General features: G+C 69.7%; 19 protein-coding genes. 16 read left to right on the top strand and 3 right to left on the bottom strand.

The annotated features are described in order from the left end of the window. Positions 1-186: 186 nt before the first annotated feature. The 3 genes from ACLJQ7_RS30725 (at position 187) to ACLJQ7_RS30715 (ending at position 3,164) form a co-directional block, all read left to right on the top strand. Positions 187-429: a hypothetical protein gene (locus tag ACLJQ7_RS30725; protein WP_410651640.1), complete on the top strand. Its 243-nt coding sequence runs from the start codon at positions 187-189 to the stop codon at positions 427-429. Between the two features lie 447 nt (positions 430-876). Beyond that, the gene (locus ACLJQ7_RS30720) at positions 877-1,929 is read left to right on the top strand and encodes a C40 family peptidase (protein ID WP_410651639.1); all 1,053 of its coding nucleotides are present in this window, start codon (positions 877-879) and stop codon (positions 1,927-1,929) included. A gap of 77 nt (positions 1,930-2,006) precedes the next feature. Continuing rightward, the gene (locus tag ACLJQ7_RS30715; protein ID WP_410651638.1) at positions 2,007-3,164 is read left to right on the top strand and encodes a glycosyltransferase family 4 protein; all 1,158 of its coding nucleotides are present in this window, start codon (positions 2,007-2,009) and stop codon (positions 3,162-3,164) included. Positions 3,165-3,345: 181 nt separating this feature from the next. On the opposite strand, the gene ACLJQ7_RS30710 is transcribed toward ACLJQ7_RS30715, so the two are convergent. Continuing rightward, a complete protein-coding gene (locus ACLJQ7_RS30710; protein WP_410651637.1) occupies positions 3,346-3,969 on the bottom strand; it encodes a uridine kinase in 624 nt (207 codons plus the stop codon). Positions 3,970-4,093: 124 nt separating this feature from the next. Between ACLJQ7_RS30710 and ACLJQ7_RS30705 the strand changes: the two genes are divergently transcribed. From ACLJQ7_RS30705 to ACLJQ7_RS30660, 10 genes are all read left to right on the top strand, one after another. Further along, positions 4,094-4,447 carry an SRPBCC domain-containing protein gene (locus tag ACLJQ7_RS30705; RefSeq protein WP_410651696.1) on the top strand — a complete coding sequence of 118 codons (354 nt, stop codon included), beginning with the start codon at positions 4,094-4,096 and terminating at the stop codon, positions 4,445-4,447. 25 nt (positions 4,448-4,472) lie between these two features. Beyond that, the gene (locus ACLJQ7_RS30700) at positions 4,473-5,672 is read left to right on the top strand and encodes a cytochrome P450 family protein (RefSeq protein ID WP_410651636.1); all 1,200 of its coding nucleotides are present in this window, start codon (positions 4,473-4,475) and stop codon (positions 5,670-5,672) included. Positions 5,673-5,697: 25 nt separating this feature from the next. After that, positions 5,698-6,978 carry an adenosylmethionine--8-amino-7-oxononanoate transaminase gene (locus tag ACLJQ7_RS30695; RefSeq protein ID WP_410651635.1) on the top strand — a complete coding sequence of 427 codons (1,281 nt, stop codon included), beginning with the start codon at positions 5,698-5,700 and terminating at the stop codon, positions 6,976-6,978. Between the two features lie 239 nt (positions 6,979-7,217). Further along, positions 7,218-9,476: a bifunctional SulP family inorganic anion transporter/carbonic anhydrase gene (locus tag ACLJQ7_RS30690; RefSeq protein ID WP_410651634.1), complete on the top strand. Its 2,259-nt coding sequence runs from the start codon at positions 7,218-7,220 to the stop codon at positions 9,474-9,476. Between the two features lie 367 nt (positions 9,477-9,843). Next, complete coding sequence (locus ACLJQ7_RS30685; protein WP_410651695.1) at positions 9,844-12,048, top strand: SulP family inorganic anion transporter; 2,205 nt, start codon at positions 9,844-9,846, stop codon at positions 12,046-12,048. A 108-nt stretch (positions 12,049-12,156) separates the two neighbouring features. Beyond that, positions 12,157-12,873 carry a dethiobiotin synthase gene (gene bioD, locus ACLJQ7_RS30680; protein WP_410651694.1) on the top strand — a complete coding sequence of 239 codons (717 nt, stop codon included), beginning with the start codon at positions 12,157-12,159 and terminating at the stop codon, positions 12,871-12,873. 84 nt (positions 12,874-12,957) lie between these two features. Next, positions 12,958-13,974 (top strand): biotin synthase BioB, encoded by a 1,017-nt coding sequence (bioB, locus tag ACLJQ7_RS30675; protein ID WP_410651633.1) that lies wholly within the window; start codon positions 12,958-12,960, stop codon positions 13,972-13,974. Further along, positions 13,961-14,164 carry a hypothetical protein gene (locus tag ACLJQ7_RS30670; protein ID WP_410651632.1) on the top strand — a complete coding sequence of 68 codons (204 nt, stop codon included), beginning with the start codon at positions 13,961-13,963 and terminating at the stop codon, positions 14,162-14,164. The genes bioB and ACLJQ7_RS30670 overlap by 14 nt, the downstream gene beginning before the upstream one ends. Before the next feature lie 150 nt (positions 14,165-14,314). Continuing rightward, positions 14,315-14,920: a DUF2567 domain-containing protein gene (locus tag ACLJQ7_RS30665; protein WP_410651631.1), complete on the top strand. Its 606-nt coding sequence runs from the start codon at positions 14,315-14,317 to the stop codon at positions 14,918-14,920. Between the two features lie 46 nt (positions 14,921-14,966). Beyond that, positions 14,967-16,025, top strand: coding sequence for a M48 family metallopeptidase (locus tag ACLJQ7_RS30660; protein ID WP_410651630.1), 1,059 nt, complete (start codon positions 14,967-14,969; stop codon positions 16,023-16,025). 122 nt (positions 16,026-16,147) lie between these two features. On the opposite strand, the gene ACLJQ7_RS30655 is transcribed toward ACLJQ7_RS30660, so the two are convergent. Both ACLJQ7_RS30655 and ACLJQ7_RS30650 read right to left on the bottom strand, forming a co-directional pair. Then, on the bottom strand, positions 16,148-16,864 hold the full coding sequence (locus tag ACLJQ7_RS30655; RefSeq protein ID WP_410651629.1) for an LON peptidase substrate-binding domain-containing protein: 717 nt from the start codon (positions 16,862-16,864) through the stop codon (positions 16,148-16,150). 40 nt (positions 16,865-16,904) lie between these two features. Further along, on the bottom strand, positions 16,905-17,540 hold the full coding sequence (locus ACLJQ7_RS30650; protein ID WP_410651628.1) for an NUDIX hydrolase: 636 nt from the start codon (positions 17,538-17,540) through the stop codon (positions 16,905-16,907). Positions 17,541-17,655: 115 nt separating this feature from the next. Between ACLJQ7_RS30650 and nadA the strand changes: the two genes are divergently transcribed. The 3 genes from nadA to nadC are packed head-to-tail and all read left to right on the top strand — an operon-like array spanning position 17,656 to position 21,205. Beyond that, positions 17,656-18,666: a quinolinate synthase NadA gene (gene nadA / locus ACLJQ7_RS30645; protein WP_410651627.1), complete on the top strand. Its 1,011-nt coding sequence runs from the start codon at positions 17,656-17,658 to the stop codon at positions 18,664-18,666. After that, positions 18,663-20,318 carry an L-aspartate oxidase gene (locus ACLJQ7_RS30640; protein WP_410651626.1) on the top strand — a complete coding sequence of 552 codons (1,656 nt, stop codon included), beginning with the start codon at positions 18,663-18,665 and terminating at the stop codon, positions 20,316-20,318. Before nadA ends, ACLJQ7_RS30640 begins: the two co-directional genes overlap by 4 nt. Continuing rightward, positions 20,315-21,205: a carboxylating nicotinate-nucleotide diphosphorylase gene (nadC, locus tag ACLJQ7_RS30635; RefSeq protein ID WP_410651625.1), complete on the top strand. Its 891-nt coding sequence runs from the start codon at positions 20,315-20,317 to the stop codon at positions 21,203-21,205. Before ACLJQ7_RS30640 ends, nadC begins: the two co-directional genes overlap by 4 nt. Positions 21,206-21,210: the final 5 nt, after the last annotated feature.

The raw sequence follows: 21,210 nt of genomic DNA, 5'->3' as shown, positions 1-21,210 counted from the left end.
TTCGCAACCTTCAGCGTTGCGAAAGTGGCTTTCGCAACACCAGTCGCCCGCTGGAACACCCGTGACCACGGGCGTCGTGAGGGGGTCCCCGGCCGGACATCGAGGGTGTCTTGCGGCTCGGGCGGGCCGAAACTGTCGGTGGTCGCTCTTAATGTGCACCTCACCACTGAAAGTGAGGAGTGCGAGATGCACGACAAGGCCATCGCCGATATAGCGGACATAGAGACACTCGTCATCGATTGCGACCGGTGCGCCGTCCGCGGTGACGCATGTCATGACTGTGTCGTCAGCGTCCTCCTCGGCGCGCCGCCGGCGCTCGAATGGGACGCCGACGAACGAAAAGCGGTCGACGCGCTCGCGGAAGCGGGGATGGTCCCGCGACTCCGGATGGTCGCGATCGTGGAGCAGGAGCGCCGGAAGTCCGCCTGAGACACGCCACTACCGGGACAGTCGACGAGTGGTCGATCCGATCGGGTGAACGGTAGGTAGTCGCGACAGGCCCCAGGATGTAACGCCCGTCACATCTTTCCGCTCATGCTGGTCCGAAGGTGTTTCGGCGCATCACGGAGAGTTTTTGCGCTTGCCATGGTGGACGTGGTGCCCGTGGTTTCGTAACCTGTCCGAGATCTCGTGGCCGGAAGTCGTCGCCAGACGACGACACGGGATCGCCACCGAAGCAGCTTTGTCGGGGAGTTGCACCAAAACCAGCCACGCGCCAAAACCTGTTGCGATAACTCGCGGCCAGGCGCGAGGCGGGAACGCGGGGAACCGCGCGGGCCCTCACGGCCGGCGTCGCGGCTTCGCGGAAGAGGGCCCCCGACCTCTTCGTCCCGGGTTCCGAGTCGGTGGCCGACAGCAAAGGAGACACGCGCGACCGTGCAGTCGCATCCAGTGAAGCGCGTGGTGTCAGGAGCTTTGGCCGCGGCCGCGGTGATCACCGCGGTGACCGTCGTCCAGGCCCCCGCCACCGCCGCCCCAGGCCCCGCCCTCCAGCAACCCCCGTCCGGCTCGGACGCGCTCGCCAAGTACCGCGACCTCGCGGCACAAGCTGAGAAGGCGAACGAAGACCTCCTCAAGGCGAAGGACGACCTCGCCGCGAAGCAGGGTGAGCTCGACAAGGCCACCGCCGACGCCGCAGCCGCCAAGGATCTCGGCGTCAAGGCGGCCGGTGACGAGAAGACGTTCCAGGCCGAGGTGAACAAGTTCGCCGGTGCCTCCTTCACCAGCGGTGTGCAGCTGAACAAGCTGTCTTCGCTGCTGTCGGGCGCGTCGACCCAGGACTTCCTGGAGCGCTCCTCGGCGCTCGAGGTCCTCGCCGCGAACAAGAACACCGCCCTGAACAACCTGAGCGGTGCCGTCGCCCAGGCCGCGGCCGCTGCCAAGCAGGCCGCGGACGCGCAGAACACGGCCACCGCCGCCCGTGACACGGCCGCCAAGCTGACCACGGACATCGAGGCGCGCCAGAAGACGCTGAACGACCAGCTCAAGGAGATCCAGCGGGCCAGCGGCAACCTGAGCGCCGCGGATCGCAACGCCCAGAAGGACAAGGGCGGCGCGTTCCCGGACCTGCCCGCTCCGGGTCCCGCGGCCGCCGCGGCTCTCTCGGCCGCGAAGAGCAAGCTCGGCAGCCCCTACGGCTGGGGCGACGTCGGCCCTTCGTCGTTCGACTGCTCGGGTCTGATGCTCTGGGCGTACAAGCAGGCGGGGCTCACCCTGCCGCGGTCCAGCCGTCAGCAGGCGACCTTCGGCGCCCCGGTGCAGCGGTCGCAGCTCCAGCCGGGAGACCTGGTGTTCTACAACTCGCCGGTCTCGCACGTCGGCATGTACGTCGGCAACGGCATGATGGTGCACGCGCCGACCACCGGTGACGTCGTCAAGGTGTCGCCGCTGCAGAACAACTACGTCGGCGCCCGTCGCCCGACGGCCTGACGAACAGACGACAAGGGGCGGTACCGCGCAGGCGGTGCCGCCCCTTTCGTATGCGGCGCGCCAAGTAGCCTGCAGGGGTGCTGAGGACCCTGCTGGTGACCAACGACTTCCCGCCCCGGCCAGGCGGCATCCAGAACTACCTGAACTCGCTGGCCACCCGTCTGCCCGCGGACGACCTGGTCGTCTACGCGCCGTCCTGGGAATCGAGCACCGGCTCGCACGGCGAGTTCGACGCCGTCGCCCCGTTCGAGGTGGTGCGCCATCCGACGTCGCTGATGCTGCCGACGCCGGACGTGCTCAAACGGGCCAAGGAGATCATGCGCGCCCGCGACTGCGAGGCCGTCTGGTTCGGCGCCGCGGCGCCGCTGGCGTTGCTGGGGCATCCGCTGCGCGCGGCCGGGGCCCGCCGGGTCCTGGCGTCGACGCACGGCCACGAGGTCGGCTGGTCGATGCTTCCGGGCTCCCGGCAGGCATTGCGGCGCATCGGCGACACCGTCGACGTGATCACCTACGTCAGCAAGTACACGCGCTCCCGGTTCTCGGCCGCCTTCGGCCCGATGGCGGGGCTGGAGATGCTCCCGTGCGGTGTCGACACCGCGCTCTATCGCCCGGATCCGGCCGCGGGCAAGGAGATCCGCGAACGGCACGGTCTCGGTGACCGTCCGACGATCGTGTGCGTTTCGCGGCTGGTCCCGCGCAAGGGCCAGGACATGCTGATCAAGATCCTGCCCGAACTCCGCAAGCGGATCCCGGACGTGGCGCTGCTGATCGTCGGCGGCGGCCCGTACCGCAAGACCCTCACCGGGCTCGTCGAGGCGCTGGGCGTCGAAGACAGCGTCGTCATCACCGGATCGGTGCCGTGGAAGGAATTGCCCGCGCACTACAACGCGGGTGACGTCTTCGCGATGCCGGCGCGGACGCGCGGGAAGGGGCTCGACGTCGAAGGCCTGGGCATCGTGTACCTGGAGGCCTCGGCGACCGGGCTGCCGGTCGTCGCCGGGAATTCCGGCGGCGCGCCGGAAACGGTGCTGGACGAGGTCACCGGGCACGTCGTCGACGGCCGTGACGAGCAGCAGCTGCGGGAGACGCTGGCCGCGTTGCTGGCCGATCCGGTGCGGGCGCGGCGGATGGGCGCGGCGGGTCGCGAATGGGTCGGCGAGAACTGGCGGTGGGAGACCATGGCGGGCAGGCTTTCCGGGCTGCTCGACGGCGATCCCGTCGCGGCGGTGCGCTGAGTGTCTGTTGGTGAACCCGCGCCGCGATCGACGTCGGCAGGGCGCGACCTGGTAAAGCTCGTTCCTGTGGGCGATCAGGGCGCCCTGCCACCGCGATAGCGGGGCCTTCGGCCGGGCGGGGTTCACGCGTTAGGTCCGTTCTACGAGGCCGTCCTCAGCTCCGCCAACAGGCTCGGAGGAGTCAGGGTTCGTAACGCGCCGGATGCTTCGGATCGTCGACGCGGATCACGACGTCGGACAACGCCGAAGGGTCGACTTCCCCTTCGTAGCGCTCATATGCGGGGAGCGCCCATTCGTCGGGCACTCGCCGCTTGAGCGCGGCCGGCGAGAGCCACAGGTGCACGCTCAGGTCGTAAGCGAGCCCGGCGCCGAAGAGGAACTCGCCGTCCAGCAGGACGACGCCGCCCTCGGGCAGGGCGACGCGTTCGGCACGGGTGGCGCGATCGCGGACCGGATCCCACAGCGACGGGAGGACCAGCCCGCTGCCGTCTTCGGCGAGCGGGTCCAGCACCTCACGACGGAGGGCGCCGAGGTCGAGCCAGTCGGTGTAGCGCGAATCCGGGTCTTCCTTGCCGCGTTCGAAACGCAGCGAAGCGGGCCTGAGGAAGTCGTTCGCCGAGACCCGCAACGCCGCGTGACCGGCGACCCGCAGGGGATCGACCAGGGCGTCGGCGAGTTCTGTGGTGTCGGTCGCACCGGCCGCGCCGTCGATCGCGACCGCGATCCGGCGGCGGCCCGTGATGGCCGTGATGCGCTGGGTCAGTTCGGAGACCAGCAGAGCGGGAGAAATCGGACGGTAGCGCACAGACAGAGATCCTCCACCCGGACCGGTGACTGTCGCACGGTACACCCGGTGGAATGATGGCCCGGTGACCAAAGCAACGGCCAAAACAGCCGGAAGTGGTTGGCAGGTAGGCGTTTCCCAGACCGTGCCGTACGACAGCGCACGGGTGTGGGACTTCCTGGTCGGCCGTGAGGGTGTCGGGATCTGGCTCGGCCGGGGCGCCGAACTCGGCCGTGAGCTGGGCGCGGCGTACGAGACCGCCAACGGGACGACCGGCGAGATCCGCAGCCGCTCCGAAGGCGGCAAGCTCCGCCTGACCTGGCGGCCGAAGGACTGGGATCACGACTCGACCCTGCAGATCACGGTGAGCGGCACCGAGCAGAAGACCACGCTCCGGTTCCACCAGGAATGGCTCGCGGGCGCCGACGAGCGCGAAGAACAGCGGGCATACTGGACCGAAGTGACCGAGCGAGTGGTGGCCGCGCTGGCCGAACGCTGACCGGCGCGCCGGGGGAGGCGTACCGATGGGGGAACCGGAGAACCTGGCCGAGGATCTCGTCCAGGAACCACACCGGGTGTCGGCGCTGCTGCGCGAAGAGGGCCCGGTCCGCAAGGTGCGAATGCCGCGCGGCCTGGACGTCTGGATTGTCACCGGTTACGCCGAGGCCCGCGCGATCCTCTCGGATTCCCGCGTCGGCAAGGATCTGGTGGCCATCCGGCGGCTGTTCGAACGCGACGGTTTCGAATCGGCGGCCGACAACGCCGTGCGCGCGCTCGGCGAGCACATGCTCAACTCGGACCCGCCGGACCACACCCGGCTGCGCAAACTGGTCAACCAGGCCTTCACCTCGCGCACGGTTTCCCGGCTGCGGCCGAGGATCGAGCAGATCACCGCCGAGCTGCTGGACGGCATCGGCGACGCCGAGCGTGTCGACCTGTTGCCCGCCTTCGCCGTTCCGTTGCCGATCCGGGTGATCTGCGAACTGCTCGGCGTCCACGCGGGCGACCAGCCGGCGTTCGCGACGTGGTCGAACACGATGGTCGCCTGGTCGACGCCCGAGGATCTTCAGGACGCGGCGGCGAAGATGCACGCGTACCTCGTCGACCTCATCGAGGAAAAGCGCGCCGAGCCCGCCGATGACCTGCTTTCGGGTTTGATCCACGCCAGTGACGAAGGCGATTCGCTCGCTGCGGACGAATTACTGGCCATGGCGTTCCTGCTGCTGGTGGCGGGATTCGAGACGACGGTCAACCTGATCGCGAACAGCGTGTTCGCCCTCCTGCGCGAACCTGATCAGCTGGCCGCGCTCCGCGCCGATCCCGCGCTGCTGCCGGGCGCTGTCGAGGAGTTCCTCCGCTACGACGGCGCGGTCCACCTGGCGACCCTCCGGTTCACCAGCGAGCCCGTCACGGTCGGTGGCGTCGAGATCCCGGCGGACGAGTTCGTGTTCGTCTCCCTGCTCGGCGCGAACCGGGACGCCGGGCGGTTCGAAGACCCGCATCGGCTGGACGTCACGCGGTCGGCGGCGGGCCATCTCGCGTTCGGGCACGGCATCCACTACTGCGTCGGCGCCCCGCTGGCCCGCCTGGAGGCCGAGATCGCCCTGCGCGGCCTGCTGGAGAGGTTCCCGGCCCTGAGCCTGGACACCGAACCGGAAACCTTGCGGTGGCGGGAAAGCACCCTCGTCCACGGCCTGGAAACCCTCCCTGTGCGCCTGCGCTGAGGAGAGCGTGTCGTAGGGTCGCCGGATGGACGCCGCCGAACTCCTCGCGCTCGACGCGGAACACGTCTGGCACCCGTACGGGCCGATGCCGAGCAAAATCGATTCTCTGCTCGTGCGTGAGGCGAGCGGGGTCCGGCTCACCCTCGACGACGGCCGCGAACTGGTCGACGGCATGTCGTCCTGGTGGGCGGCGATCCACGGCTACCGGAACCCGGTGCTGGACGCGGCGCTGGCCGAGCAGGCGGGCCGGATGAGTCACGTGATGTTCGGCGGGCTCACCCACGAACCGGCCATCAGGCTGGCGAAGACGCTGGTCGACCTCGCTCCGGACGGGCTGCGGCACGTCTTCCTGTGCGATTCCGGATCGGTGTCGGTCGAGGTCGCCGTCAAGATGTGCCTGCAGTACTGGCAGTCGGTGGGGCGCAAGGAAAAACGGCGCCTGATGACCTGGCGCGGCGGTTACCACGGCGACACGTTCACGCCGATGAGCGTCTGCGATCCCGAGGGCGGGATGCACTCGCTGTGGCGCGGGATCCTGCCGGACCAGCTGTTCCTGCCCAAGCCGCCCGGTGGTTTCGCCGACGAGCCGGATCCGGCGTACCTCGAACTGCTCGCGACCGAGATCGAGCGGCACGCGGGCGAGCTGGCCGCGGTCATCGTCGAGCCGGTCGTGCAGGGCGCCGGCGGTATGCGGTTCCACCCGCCCGCGTACCTGCGCGCGCTGCGTGAGATCACCGAGGCCAACGGCGTCCTGCTCATTTTCGACGAGATCGCCACCGGTTTCGGCCGCACCGGCACGATGTTCGCCGCCGAACACGCCGGCGTCACACCGGACGTCCTGTGCCTCGGCAAGGCGTTGACCGGTGGTTACCTCACGATGGCGGCGGCGTTGTGCACGCCGGAGATCGCCGACGGGATCTCGCGCGGTGAACTGCCGGTGCTGGCGCACGGCCCGACGTTCATGGCGAACCCGTTGTCCTCGGCCGTCGCCAACGCCTCGCTGGGGATTCTGGCGGAAGGTGGCTGGAAGTCCGACGTCCCGCGGATCGAGGGCGCGCTGAAGGCCGGGCTCGAACCGGCTCGCGACCTGCCCGCGGTCGCCGACGTGCGGGTGCTCGGCGCCATCGGCGTGGTGGAGCTCGATCATCCCGTGGACATGGCGGCGGCGACCGAGATCCTCACCGCGAACGGGGTCTGGCTGCGCCCGTTCCGTAATCTCATCTACACGATGCCGCCCTACCTCACCGAGGCGGACGACCTCGCCGCGATCACCTCCGCAATGGTCGCGGCCGCACAAAAAGCGTAAAAACGGCGAAATTCAACCCAAAGAGTGTGACAGCGGCCACAGCAAACCGGAGAGGCCACGCTGGGTACAGAGCGTGGTCACGAGTTGATCTTGGTCAAGCGAACGGGCGAGTCCGATCGAGGTCCAACTCGGGCACCTTGTCGTCGAAGCGTGGTTTGTCCTAGTTCCCAGATGCACAAGCAAACCTGAGAAACCTTTGCGTAGCGGACTTTTGCGCGCCGATCGGGTTTCCTGCCCCCATGATCGACTTCGTTGGTGACGAGCATGACACCGGACCTCCAGGCCGCCGCAATCCCGCAACGACCCTCCTGAAGAACCTTCGCCACGACCTCCCGGCTTCGGTCGTCGTCTTCCTCGTGGCGGTCCCGCTTTCGCTCGGCGTCGCACACGCCGCCGGCGCCCCCTTGCTCGCCGGGCTCATCTCCGCCGTCGTCGGCGGGATCGTCGCGAGCCTCTTCGGCGCCTCCGTTCTGCAAGTCAGCGGTCCCTCCGCCGCGCTGACCATCGTCATCGCGGAGACCATCGCCACCTTCGGCTGGGCGGCCACCTGCGCGATCACCGCCGCGGCGGGCTTGGTCCAGATCCTCTTCGGCGTCTGCCGCCTCGCGGGGGCGAGCCTGGTGATCTCGCCCGCCATCGTGCACGGCCTGCTCGCCGGGATCGGCCTGATCCTGGTCCTCGGCCAGCTGCACGTCGTGCTCGGTGGCACGCCGCGCAGTTCCGCGATCGAGAACGTCCTCGCGCTGCCGGGCCGGATCGTCGGGCACCACGACCAGGCCGCGCTGATCGGTGTCGTCACCGTCGGTGTTCTGCTGGCCTGGACCCGGATGCCGCGTTCGGTGCGCCGCGTCCCCGGCCCGCTCGCCGCCGTCGCGCTGGCGACCGGCCTTTCCGTGGCGGCCGGGATGGACCTGCCGCGCGTCGAACTCCCGAACGGCTTGCCAGGGCTGGGTTTCGTCCCCGAGGCGCCGTCCGGGTCGTGGGCCGCGATCATCGCCGCCGTCCTCTCCATCGCGCTCATCGCCAGCCTGGAGAGCCTGCTTTCCGCCGTCGCCATCGACAAACTCCGCGAGGGGCCGCGCACCGACCTCAACCGCGAACTGATCGGACAAGGCCTGGCGAACGCCGCCTCCGGGTCGCTCGGCGGCTTCCCGGTCACCGGCGTCGTCGTGCGCACCATGACCAATTTCGAAGCGGGCGCCCGCACCCGGATGTCGGCGACCCTGCACAGCGTCTGGATCCTCGGCTGCTGCCTGTTCCTGGCGGGCGCGCTGCGGCTGATCCCGCTGGCCGCGCTCGCCGGTCTCCTCGTCTACGTCGGCGCGAAACTGGTCAACCTGACCAATCTCCGTGAGGTCCGCCGCCACGGCGACCTGCCGGTCTACCTCGCGACCCTGCTCGGCGCGGTCGCGGTCAACCTGCTCACCGGTGTCGCCGCGGGGATCGTGGTGGCGCTCGCGCTGATGCTGCGCCGGATGCTGTTCTCCGGGATCCACGTCGAACAGGACGGCCCCCGGAGCCGCGTCGTCATCGAAGGCGCGCTCACTTTCCTTTCCGTGCCAAGGCTCACGACCGTCCTGGCCGAGGTCCCCGAACGATCGGAAGTGACGCTCGAACTGTTCGTCGACTACCTCGACCACGCCGCCTTCGACTGCCTGCGCGGCTGGCAGCGCGCGTACGAACGCGCCGGGGGAACCGTGATCGTCGACGAGATCGGGCATCCGTGGTTCGGCCGCGGCAAGGCGGGCGTGCCGACCGTGCGCCGCGGCGTCGCGTCCCGCGTGGTGCCGCGGTGGCTCGCGCCGTGGTCGCAATGGCAGGCCGAACATCTCGAACTGCCGAGCCAGCGCGGCGGCAGCGTTCCGCTGTGCCGTGGCGCTTCGGAGTTCCAGCGGCGGACGGCGCCGTTGCTGCGGAGCACGTGGGACGGACTGGCGAACGGGCAACGGCCGCACACGCTGTTCATCACCTGCGGTGACGCGCGGATCGTGCCGAACCTGATCACCACCAGCGGACCGGGCGACCTGTTCACCGTGCGGAACATCGGGAACCTCGTCCCGCACGCCGGCGTCGAGGCGGATTTCTCGGTGGGGGCGGCGGTCGAGTACGCCGTCGGGCTGCTGCGGGTGCGGGAAGTGGTGGTGTGCGGGCATTCCGGCTGCGGGGCGATGAAGGCGCTGCTCGGTGACGCGCCCGCCGGGCTCACGCAACTGAGCGGCTGGCTGCGCCATGGCGAGGAAACCTTGCGGCGCAGGGAAAGGGAGGGACCGGTTCTGCTCGACGGTGCTCGGCCCGCGCACGAAAGCGATCGGCTCGCCCTGCACAACGTGGTACAGCAACTGGAAAACCTGCGCTCGTATCCGGTCGTCGACGCGGCGCTGGCGCGTGGCGAACTCCGGCTCACAGGCATGTACTTCGACGTCGGCAAGGCGAACGTGTCCCTGCTCGACGAGGCGCTGCGGTCGTTCACCTCGGCCGCGACCCCCGTGAAGTCTTGAGCGCTTGCCGAAACCGTCGCGAAAGTGGCTTTCGCGACACGGCCCCGGTGCCACGGGCGGAGCGGCCGGCCCCTGCCAGTCGGGGCAGGTTGCGAAAGCCACTTTCGCAACCTTCAACGTTGCGAAAGTGGCTTTCGCAACGCCTCGTCGGGCAAGGGACCGACCTTCACGCGCAGTCGGTCGAGTTGGCCGGGCGGCCGACCGATACATCCCAGGATTCGGGAGGCCGCAAGGCTTTTCGCAACGCGGGAGACATCTCCGGGCAACGGAACGGGCCGAAAGTGGGCCACACCACTCTCCTGAAGGGTGATATTCACTCGATAGGGTGGTGCATATCGGACAATTCACCAGTTTCCTGGGGATCATGATGGTGATCATCAAGAAACCTCTCGCCGTGCTCCGGCACGACCTGCCCGCCTCGTTGGTGGTGTTCCTCGTCGCCGTCCCGCTGTCACTCGGGATCGCGCTCGCGTCCGGAGCGCCGATCGTCGCGGGGTTGATCGCCGCCGTGGTGGGAGGTGTGGTCGCCGGCGCCCTCGGCGGCTCCGCTCTCCAGGTCAGCGGCCCGGCCGCCGGGTTGACGGTGATCATGGCCGAGACCATCGCGACCTTCGGCTGGGCGACCACCTGCGCGATCACCGTCGTCGCGGGGGCGCTCCAGATCCTGCTGGGCCTGAGCCGCATCGCCCGCGCGGCGCTCGCGATCTCGCCCGCCATCGTCCACGGCATGCTCGCCGGTATCGGTGTCACGATCGTCCTCGGCCAGCTCCACGTCGTGCTGGGCGGAACGGCCCAGAGTTCGGCGCTCAAGAACATCGCCGAACTGCCCGCGCAGATCGTCGGCCACCACGACACCGCCGCGTTGATCGGCGTGCTCACCATCGGCATCCTGCTGCTGTGGCCGCGGCTTCCCCGGTCCGTCCGCAAGGTGCCCGGTCCGCTCGCCGCGATCGCGGTGGTGACCGTGCTGTCCGTCGCGGCCGGGATGACCCTGCCCCGCGTCAATCTCCCGGGTGACCTGCTCACCATCCGCTTCGCGCCGGAGTTCCCGGACACGGGCTGGGGCGCGTTCGCCGTCGCGGTCATCACCATCGCCCTGATCGCGAGCGTGGAAAGCCTGCTCTCGGCCGTCGCCGTCGACAAGATGCACACCGGACCGCGGTCGAACCTCGACCGCGAGCTGATCGGGCAGGGCGCCGCGAACATGACCTCCGGCGCGCTGGGCGGGCTCCCGGTCACCGGCGTGATCGTCCGCAGTTCCACCAACGTCGCCGCCGGCGCCCGCACCCGCCTGTCCGCGATCCTGCACGGCGTCTGGATCCTGGTGTTCGTCGCCGCGTTCGCCGGGCTGATCCAGAACATCCCGCTCGCCGCGCTGGCGGGCCTGCTCGTCCACGTCGGCGCGAAGCTGGTGAACCCCGGCCACATGAAGCAGGTCCTCAAACACGGCGACCTGGGGCTGTACCTGGTGACGCTCGCCGGGGTCGTCGTCTTCGACCTGCTCACCGGCGTCCTGCTCGGGATCGCGCTATCGGTGCTGCTGATGCTCCGGCGCACGGTGTGGTCCGGGATCCACGCCGAACGCGACGGTGACGATTGGCGCGTCGTCGTCGAAGGCGTCCTGACGTTCCTTTCGGTGCCGAGGCTCAGCCGAGTGCTCGCGACGGTGCCTGACGGCGCGAAGGTGACCCTGGAACTGGTCGTCGACTACCTCGACCACGCCGCCTTCGAAAGCCTTTCGAACTGGCAGCAGGCGTACGAACGCGCCGGCGGGCAGGTGATCGTCGACGAGGTCGGACATCCGTGGTTCGCCAACGGCAAATCCGGCGACCCCACGCTGAGCAGGACGGCCGCGGTGCGGTCGGTGCCGCGGCTCCTCGCGCCGTGGTCCGACTGGCAGGCCAAGGACGTCCAGGTGCCCGGGCAGCGCGGCGGGCCCACCCTGCGCGGGGCGACGGAGTTCCAGCGGCGCACCGCCGCGATCATGCAGCCCGCGCTCAGCAAACTGGCGGGCGGCCAGTCGCCGCACACCCTGTTCATCACCTGCGGTGACGCGCGGATCGTGCCGAATATGATCACCACCAGCGGTCCCGGCGACCTGTTCACCGTCCGCAACATCGGGAACCTGGTGCCCGCCCGCCGGGCCGACCCGTCGATGGGCGCGACCGTCGAGTTCGCCGTCGGTGTGCTGAAGGTGCGCGAGGTCGTGGTCTGCGGGCACTCCGGTTGCGGTGCGATGCAGGCGCTGGCCACCGGCGCCCCGGACGGCGCGCCGATGCTGGCTTCGTGGCTGCGGCACGCCGAGCCGAGCGCGAACCGCAAGGCGGCGGTGACCCTCGACGGTGAACGCCCGGACACCGAGGTCAACCGGCTGGCACTGCAGAACGTGCTGCAACAGCTGGAGCACCTGCGTCACTACCCGCTGATCGCCGAGGCGGAAGCCCGCGGCGACCTGCACCTGACCGGGATGTACTTCGACGTCGGGGCGGCGCAGGTCTACCTGTCGGACGAGGGAAGCCCGGCGTTCGTGCCGGTCGGTGTCGTCGCCGCCGTGCCCGAACAGGGGAGCTGACGATCCCGTTCAGCACTCCTGTAGCTCGACCCGCTACCCAGACCCCGCCCCGCCACCACCCTCAATGGAGGGGCTGAGCCCCGCGGACTAGATTCAACGCACGTGAGCATGCTGGTCATGACCGGCACCGGTACGGGTGTCGGCAAGACGATATCCACCGCCGCCATCGCCGCTCTGGCCGCCGGTCAGGGCCGGCGTGTCGCCGTGCTGAAACCCGCGCAGACCGGGGTGGGCCCGGACGAACCTGGCGACCTCGCCGACGTGCTCCGGCTCGCCGGGCCGGTCACCACCCGTGAGCTGCGGAGATACCCGGATCCGTTGTCGCCGGAGGCGGCCGCCAGGCTCTCGGGACTCCCGACGCTGACCCCGACCGAGATCGCCGCCGCGGCGAGCGATCTCAACGGCGAACACGACCTCACCCTCATCGAGGGCGCGGGGGGCCTGCTGGTCCGCTTCGACGCCGACGGGGCCACGCTGGCCGACGTCGCGTGGTCGCTGGGCGCACTGGTCATCATCGTCGCCGAGGCCGGCCTGGGCACGCTCAACGCGACCGCGCTGACCGCCGAGGTCGCCACCAAACGCGGGCTCACCGTGGCCGGGGTGATCATCGGCTCGTGGCCGGACGAGCCGGATCTGGCGGCGGTGTCGAATCTGCGGGACCTGCCGGTCGCCGCCGGCGCCCCGTTGCTGGGTGTGCTGCCCGCCGGGCTGGGCACGGCCGGGCCCGAGGAGTTCGCCGATCGGGCCAGGGCCGGCCTCTCGCCGTGGTTCGGCGGGGAGTTCGACCCGGAATGCTTCGTCGGCCGCGCGTCGGCCCAGAAGTGACCTGCGTCGCTGTGGCCGAGGCACCCGGTCGTGCACGATGATGTGCCTTTGCTTCACCGCCCCACCCCGAACAGGAGCCGCCTCGTGACCACTGCCCCGGAGACCGTCGACATCCTCGCCGTGGCGCGTGACCAGGTCCTCGAGCGTGGTGTCGGACTCGGCGAAGAGCAGATCCTCGAAGTCCTGCGCCTCGACGACGACCACCTGACCGACCTGCTCGCGCTGGCCCACGAGGTCCGGATGCGCTGGTGCGGCCCCGAGGTCGAGGTCGAGGGCATCATCAGCCTCAAGACCGGCGGCTGCCCGGAGGACTGCCACTTCTGCTCGCAGTCCGGCCGCTTCCCGACGCCCGTGCGGTCGGCGTGGCTGGACATCCCCGGCTTGGTCAAGGCCGCCCGCCAGACCGCCGAGACCGGCGCGACCGAGTTCTGCATCGTCGCCGCCGTCCGCGGTCCCGACAAGCGGCTGCTCTCGCAGGTCCGTGAGGGGATCAAGGCCATCCGCGAGGCCGAGCTCGACATCCAGATCGCCTGTTCGCTCGGCATGCTCACCCAGGAGCAGGTCGACGAGCTGGTCGAGATGGGCGTGCACCGCTACAACCACAACCTCGAGACCGCGCGTTCGCATTTCCCGAACGTCGTCACCACGCACACGTGGGAAGAGCGCTGGGAGACCCTGCGCATGATCCGCGAGGCGGGCATGGAGGTCTGCTGCGGCGGCATCATCGGCATGGGGGAGAGCATCGAGCAGCGCGCCGAGTTCGCCGCGCAGCTGGCCGAGCTGAACCCCGACGAGTGCACGATGAACTTCCTCATCCCGCAGCCGGGTACGCCGTACGAGGGCTACGAGGTCGTCGAGGGCAAGGACGCGCTGCGCACCGTGGCCGCGTTCCGGCTGGCGATGCCCCGTCCGCTGCTCCGCTTCTCGGGCGGCCGCGAGCTGACCTTCGGCGACCTTGGCACCAAACAGGGCATGCTCGGCGGCATCAACGCGATCATCGTCGGCAACTACCTGACCAACCTCGGCCGCCCGGCCACCGCGGACCTGGCGATGCTCGACGAGCTGAAGATGCCGGTGAAGGCGATCAGTGACGTCCTCTGACCGACCCGCGTTCTGCGTCCACTGTGGACAGCCGTCCGACGGTGGCGCGGAACATCCGGCCTGCCACAACCCGAGAACGGCGCTCGAACCGCCGCGCTACTGCACGTACTGCGCGCGGCGGATGGTCGTCCAGATCACTCCGGCCGGCTGGACGGCCCGGTGCAGCCGCCACGGTGAACTCGCCGGCTGACTTCCCGCGTTTCGTCCTCTGAATGCGGTAGTTGCACGCGCAACGACCGCATTCAGAGGACGAAACGCAGGGTGACGCGTGCCGGGTTGCGTGCGCTGGGGGCGTCATTGGTTACGCTCTGCACAAGCAGCACGAGGGAGGAGTCCGGGGTTGGGCGAGACGACCGGTAAACCGGCGCACCTGTCTTCCAGCGTGTCCGACCCCTGGTCGGTGCCCGTACTGCCGAGCCATCGCCGCCCGTACCCCAAGGTCGTCGTCAAGGCCGATCTGCTTCCGGCGATCAGCGTCCTGTCCACGGCGGGCCTGCTCGGCTTCCCGCTGGCCTGGCTGTGGTCGAGGCTGGCGCCGCCCCAGCGGATGCGCGTGATCGACGACCGAGGCACCCTCGCCCCGCTGGAGATGGAGAGCTGGCACCGCTTCGACGACCTGGCCGTCTACGGTTTCCTCGCGCTCGGAGCCGGGCTGCTGATCGGCGTCGTGACCTGGCTGCTTCGGGAGCGCCGCGGTCCGGTCGTCCTGATCGCCGCGACCGGCGGCGCGACCCTCGCGGGCTGGCTGGGGACGACGATGGGCGTCGCGTTCGCCAACGGCCGCTACGAGATCGCCTCGACGCCCGCGGTCGGCGACGTCATCGCGAAGGCGCCGCAGATCGAATCCCCGTGGATCATGCTCGCCGCGCCGCTGATGACCACGCTGGTGTACACATTGCTGACCGCGTGGAACGGACGGGAAGACCTGGGCCGCCGCCTCGGCTGACGAATTTCCTCTAGGGTGGGCCGGACACATCTCTAGGGGGCTTTTCTTGACCGACGACATCGAGGTTTCCCGGCACAACGCCGTCCGCTTCCCGGGTATCAGCCCGCGCGCCTACGAACACCCCGTCGATCGCGGCGCACTGGCCACGCTGCGCGCCGTTCCCGGGTTCGCGCAGGTCGTGAAGGCGGTTTCCGGTTTCTACGCCGAACGCGGCGAGCGGCTCATGGCCCTCGCGTCCGCGATCCGGGTCGGCCCGAAGCAGTATCCCGAGCTGGACAAGCTGCGCAACGAATGCGCCGAGACCCTCGACCTCGACCGCGTGCCGAACCTGTTCGTCGCCCGCAGCCCCGAGGTCAACGCGCAGACGATCGGCATGGACGAGCCGTTCATCGTGCTCAACACCGCGGCCGTCGAGGCGATGGACCTCGCGTCGCTGCGGTTCGTGATCGGGCACGAGATGGGGCACGTGCTGTCCGGGCACGCGGTGTACCGCACGATCATGATCCGGCTGATCGGCTTGCAGATGTCGATGTCGTGGACGCCGGTGAGCGCGATCGGCATCCGCGTCGTCATCGCCGCGCTGCGTGAGTGGTACCGCAAGGCCGAACTGTCCTGCGACCGCGCAGGGCTGCTGTGCTCGCAGGATCCGACGGCGGCGCTCCGTTCGCAGATCCTGGTCGCGGGCGGGGTCGACCCGTCGAAGATCGACATCCCGGCCTTCCTGCAGCAGGCAGCGGAATACGAGTCGGTCGAGGACATCCGGGACAGCTACCTGAAGCTGCGCTACGTCGAGACGATGTCGCATCCGCTGGCCGTCGTGCGCGCCGCGCAACTGCAGAAGTGGGCCGCGTCGGAGGACTACCGGGCGATCCTGGCAGGCGAGTACCCGCGCCGTGACGAGGACGCGCCGTCGTCCACCTGGACCGACGACCTGAAGTCGGCCGCGAAGTCGTACAAGGACTCCTGGAACAGCTCGGCCGACCCGCTGACCAAGGTGTTCAGCGACGTCGGCGAGGCGGTGTCCGGGGCGGCGGGCAAGGTGTGGAGCAAGTTCGGCGGGGGCAACGGTTCGGACGAGGATTCGGCGCCGGAATCCGGTAAGTAGCGTCTCGCGAGTGTCATGAACGACCCTTTCATGACACACGGGGCAGAAACCTCGCGCGTACTATGAAAGGCTCTTTCCTTGCAAAATTTGCAAGGAAAGAGCCTTTCATAGCGCTTGAGGGCTCAGTTCAGGTTCGAGGGGCGGGTGAACTCGCCGAGTTCCCCCGGCGGCATCGGGACCGCGCCGAGCGTGCTGAGGAACCCGGCCTCCCGCGTCAGCAGCCGGCACGCGATCCGCAGCCGCCGCAGCGGGTTCGTCTCCTCCAGCAGACGCTGCCGGTCTTCCAGTGGGAGCAGGCAGTCCGCGGTGAGCCGGTACGCGAGCGCCGCGATGTCGCCGTCGTCGGGCGGGGTGGTCCAGTCGTCGGCGTGCCAGGCGGATTCGCAGTAGCGCCGGTGCGCGGTCTTCGCGACGTCGGCGAGCCTGTTCACGGTGTCCCCGGGTACCGAGGTGACCCGGTCGTCGGGCACCCATTCGACCGCGCCGATCAGGTACGGCGCGGAAACGCGGTCGATCTCGAGCAGCCGGAACCGGCGCCGCGCGGTGGTGACGACGTCGAATCTGCCGTCCGGCAGCCGTTTCGCCTCGCGCAGCACTGTGCTGCAGCCGACTTCGTGGACGTGCTCCGGCCCGCTGACCTCCCGGACCATCGCCGACCGCAGGGCGACGACGCCGAACTCGCGGTCCGGGACGACCTCGCCGACGAGGTCGGCCATCAAACTCCGGTACCGCGGTTCGAAGATGTGCAACGGAAGATGTGTTCCGGGCAGAAGCACGGTCTGTAGCGGGAACAGCGGCAGGATCGCCTTCCCGGTGGACTCCTCGCTCGGCTCGGTCACCCGTTCAAGGTACGGGGACCGGGAGGAGTTCGCAGGACGGTCACTTCCCGGCGGGCGGACGGAAGACCGCGAACGGGTCGGTGATCTGCATCCCCTTGCCCGCGAAGGAGAAGAGCGCCGCCGGACGTCCGCCGCTGCGCCCGGGCGGGGCGGTGCGCCCGGTGGGGACCAGCAGCCCCCGCCGGGACAGCACCCGCTGCAGGTTCGTCGCGGACACCCGGTAACCCAGCGCAGCCGAGTACAGGCCCCGTAACGCCGATACGGTGAACTCTTCCGGGGCGAGCGCGAAGCCGAGATTCGTGTAGCAGAGCTTCGAGCGGAGCCGGTCCCGCGCGCGCAGCACGATGGACTCGTGGTCGAACGCCGTGCGCGGCAGCTCGGAAACGTCGTGCCACTCGGTGTCTTCGGGGACCTCGGGGTCCACATCGGACGGTACGAGGCCGAGGAACGCCGTCGCGACGACGCGGGGTCCCGGCACCCGGTCCGGCGCGCTGAAGACCGCCAGTTGCTCCACATGCTTCAACTGGCGTACGTCGACCTTCTCCGCGAGCTGCCGCCGGATGGACGCCTCGACGTCTTCATCCGGGCGAAGCCTGCCGCCGGGAAGGGACCAGCGGCCCAGATGCGGATCGAGGGCGCGCCGCCACAGCAGGACCCGGAGTGTGTCGGAGCGCACTTGCAGGACCGCTCCCAAAACCTCGTGGGCGAGGGGTGTCTGGGTGTTAAGATGACTTCGCACGGTTTTCGATTGTAAGGCGAAAACCGGAGATCGGTCCAGGAGGGCCAGAACGATGACGAGCACGTGTGAGAACGACCTGACCCCGTACGGCGGAGTTGTCGCCGACGCCGCTTGGGCGGAGGAGGTGCGGAGTCTCGCTCGCAAGCGCGACGCCGTCCTGCTCGCGCACAACTATCAGGTCCCCGAGATCCAGGACATCGCCGATTTCACCGGTGACTCCCTCGCGTTGAGCCGTATCGCGGCGAGCAGCGACGCGTCCACCATCGTCTTCTGCGGCGTGCACTTCATGGCCGAGACGGCGAAGATCCTGGCGCCCGAGAAGACGGTCCTGATCCCGGACGCGCGGGCCGGCTGCTCGCTCGCGGACTCGATCACCGGCGACCAGCTGCGTGCCTGGAAGGCCGAGCACCCTGGCGCGATCGTCGTTTCGTACGTGAACACCACGGCCGAGGTCAAGGCGGAGACCGACATCTGCTGCACCTCGTCGAACGCCGTCGACGTGGTCGCCTCCATCCCCGCTGACCAGGAGGTTCTCTTCCTGCCGGACCAGTTCCTCGGCGCGCACGTCAAACGCGTGACCGGTCGGGAGAACATGCACATCTGGGCCGGGGAATGCCACGTGCACGCCGGGATCAACGGCGCCGAACTGGCCGAGCGGGCCTCGGAGAACCCGGACGCCGACCTGTTCATCCACCCGGAATGCGGCTGCGCGACCTCGGCGCTGTACCTCGCCGGCGAGGGCGCCGTCGCCCCCGAGCGGGTCAAGATCCTCTCGACCGGCGACATGGTCCACGCCGCCCGCGACACCAAGGCGAAGTCGGTGCTCGTGGCCACCGAGATCGGGATGATCCACCAGCTGCGCAAGGCCGCGCCGGAGATCGACTTCCGCGCGGTGAACGACCGGGCGTCCTGCCGGTACATGAAGATGATCACGCCGGCCGCCCTGCTGCGGTCGCTGCGTGAGGGTGCCGACGAGGTCCACGTCGATGCCGAAACCGCCGCCCGTGCCCGCGCTTCCGTGCAGCGCATGATCGAGATCGGGCAGCCTGGCGGCGGAGAATGACCGACTCGGTTACCGCCCTTCAGGCGAAAACCCATCCGGTCTGGGAGGCCGCCGCCGATCTCGTGGTGATCGGCAGCGGCGTCGCCGGGCTCACCGCCGCATTGCGCGCGCGGGAACTCGGGCTGCACGTACTGGTGGTCACGAAGGCGGCGGTCTCCGACGGGAACACCCGCTGGGCGCAGGGCGGCATCGCGGTCGTCCTGGAGGGTGAGCACGAGCGAGGCGATTCGGTCGGCAAGCACGCCGAGGACACCCTCACCGCCGGTGCCGGGCTCTGTGACGAGGACGCCGTGCGGTCGATCATCGCCGGTGGCCCGGACGCGGTGGCCCGGTTGCGCGCCGAGGGCGCTCGTTTCGACCCGGCTGCCGAAGGGCGATCCGAGCTCGCCCGTACGCGGGAAGGCGGGCACAGCGCGTTCCGCGTCATCCACGCGGGTGGCGACGCGACCGGCGCGGAGGTCGAGCGGACACTGGTCGCGACGGCCTGTGACCGGCGGATCCCGGTGCTGGAGCACCACATCGCCGTTGACGCGATCCGCACGCCCGCGGGCGAGGTCGTCGGCGTGACCGTCCTGGACCACAACGGGGTGCCCGGGGCCGTCCGGGCGCCCGCGGTGCTGCTGGCCAGCGGCGGGTTGGGGCAGCTCTATCAGGCGACGTCGAATCCGGAGATCGCCACCGGCGACGGGCTGGCGCTCGCGTTGCGCGCGGGAGCGCAGGTCGCGGACGTCGAGTTCGTCCAGTTCCATCCGACGGTCCTGTTCACGCCCGGCGCGCGCGGCCGTCTCCCGCTGGTCACCGAGGCGGTGCGCGGGGAGGGCGCGACGTTGCACGACGCGACGGGTGCTTCGGTGATGCGGGGTGTCCATCCCCTCGGCGATCTCGCGCCACGGGACGTCGTGTCGGCGGCGATCACCCGCCGGATGGTGCAGGCGCCCGGCGGTATCGACGACCACGTCTTCCTTGACGCGACGGGGATCTCCGGATTCGCCAAGCGGTTCCCGACCGTGTACGCGGCGTGCGCGGCGATCGATCTCGACCCGGCGAAGGAGCCGATCCCGGTCACGCCCGCGGCGCATTTCGCCTGCGGCGGTGTCGTGACCACTGTGGACGGACGCTCCGGCGTCCGCGGTCTCTACGCGGCGGGTGAGGTCGCCAGGACCGGCCTGCACGGCGCGAATCGGCTGGCTTCCAACAGTTTGCTCGAAGGCCTTGTCGTCGGGCAGCGGGTGGCGGAGGCGGTCGCCATCGATCTCGCCGCCGGTTTGCTTGCCGACCCGCGCCGCGGTGTACTCATGGCTCCGGCGAAGGTCGCGGTGGCCGACCGCGACGCGTTGCAGCGGGCGATGAGCCGGTACGCCGCCATCGGCCGGGACGCGGAAGGTCTTTCGGTCGTGGGGTCGGTGCTGGATCTTTCCGTGACCGAGAGTCCTTTGTGGACTCCCCGGGTCGTGGAGGACGCGGCGCTCACCTTGGTGGCGGAGGCGCTGGTCGCGGCGGCGGCACGCCGGACGGAGTCCCGCGGCTGCCACGTGCGGACCGACTTCCCCGAACGCGACGACAACGGCTGGCAACGCGGCCAGCTCATCCGGCTCAGCCCGTCGGGGCAGCCGGTACTGGCCGATCCGATCGCTTTGGAGGGTGTGGCATGACGGAATTCTCCCCGTGGGTCACCAAGGCGCTGGCCGATCACGGCCTCGACGTCGCCGATGTGCACCGTGTCGTCACGACGGCGCTCGCCGAGGATCTGCGGTACGGGCCCGACGCGACGACGGACGCCACCGTGCCCGAATCCGCCCGCGCGCTGGCCGAACTCACGCCGAGGACGGCCGGTGTGGTCGCCGGGATCCCGGTGGCGCTGGCGGTGTTCGACGCCGTGCTCGGCTCGGGCCTGGAGATCCTGGCCGCCCGTGACGACGGCGACCGGCTGACCGCCGGCGAGCCCGCGCTGGTCGTACGTGGCCCGGTGCGTGGCCTGCTCACCGCCGAACGCACCGCGCTGAACCTGCTGTGCCACCTGTCCGGTATCGCCACCGCGACCGCCGCCTGGGTGCGCGCCGTGGAGGGAACCGCCTGCCGGATCAGGGATTCCCGCAAGACACTGCCCGGGCTTCGGTTGCTGGAGAAGTACGCCGTGCGCGCCGGCGGCGGGGTGAACCACCGGCTCGGGCTCGGCGACGCGGTGCTGATCAAGGACAACCACGTGGTCGCCGCCGGTTCGGTGACCGCCGCGCTCACGGCCGCGCGCGAGCACGCGCCGGACCTGCACTGTGAGGTCGAGGTCGACGACCTGGCCCAGTTGGAGGAGGCACTCACCGCGTCCGCCGACGAGGTGCTGCTGGACAACTTCACCCCCGACGAATGCGCGAAAGCCGTCGACCGGCGAGACGAGGTTTCGCCGAAGACCAGGCTGGAATCCTCGGGTGGCCTGCGGCTGGACGTCGCGCGGGCGTACGCGGAGTCCGGTGTGGACTTCCTCGCCGTCGGAGCGCTCACGCATTCCTCGCCCGCACTCGACCTCGGGATGGACCTGCGCTGAGGTGC

The sequence above is a fragment of the Amycolatopsis sp. cmx-4-54 genome (assembly GCF_046548895.1).
GTDB lineage: Bacteria > Actinomycetota > Actinomycetes > Mycobacteriales > Pseudonocardiaceae > Amycolatopsis.
The sequence above is the reverse complement of the archived record's forward strand: the minus strand, read 5'-3'. Positions and strand labels throughout refer to the sequence as shown.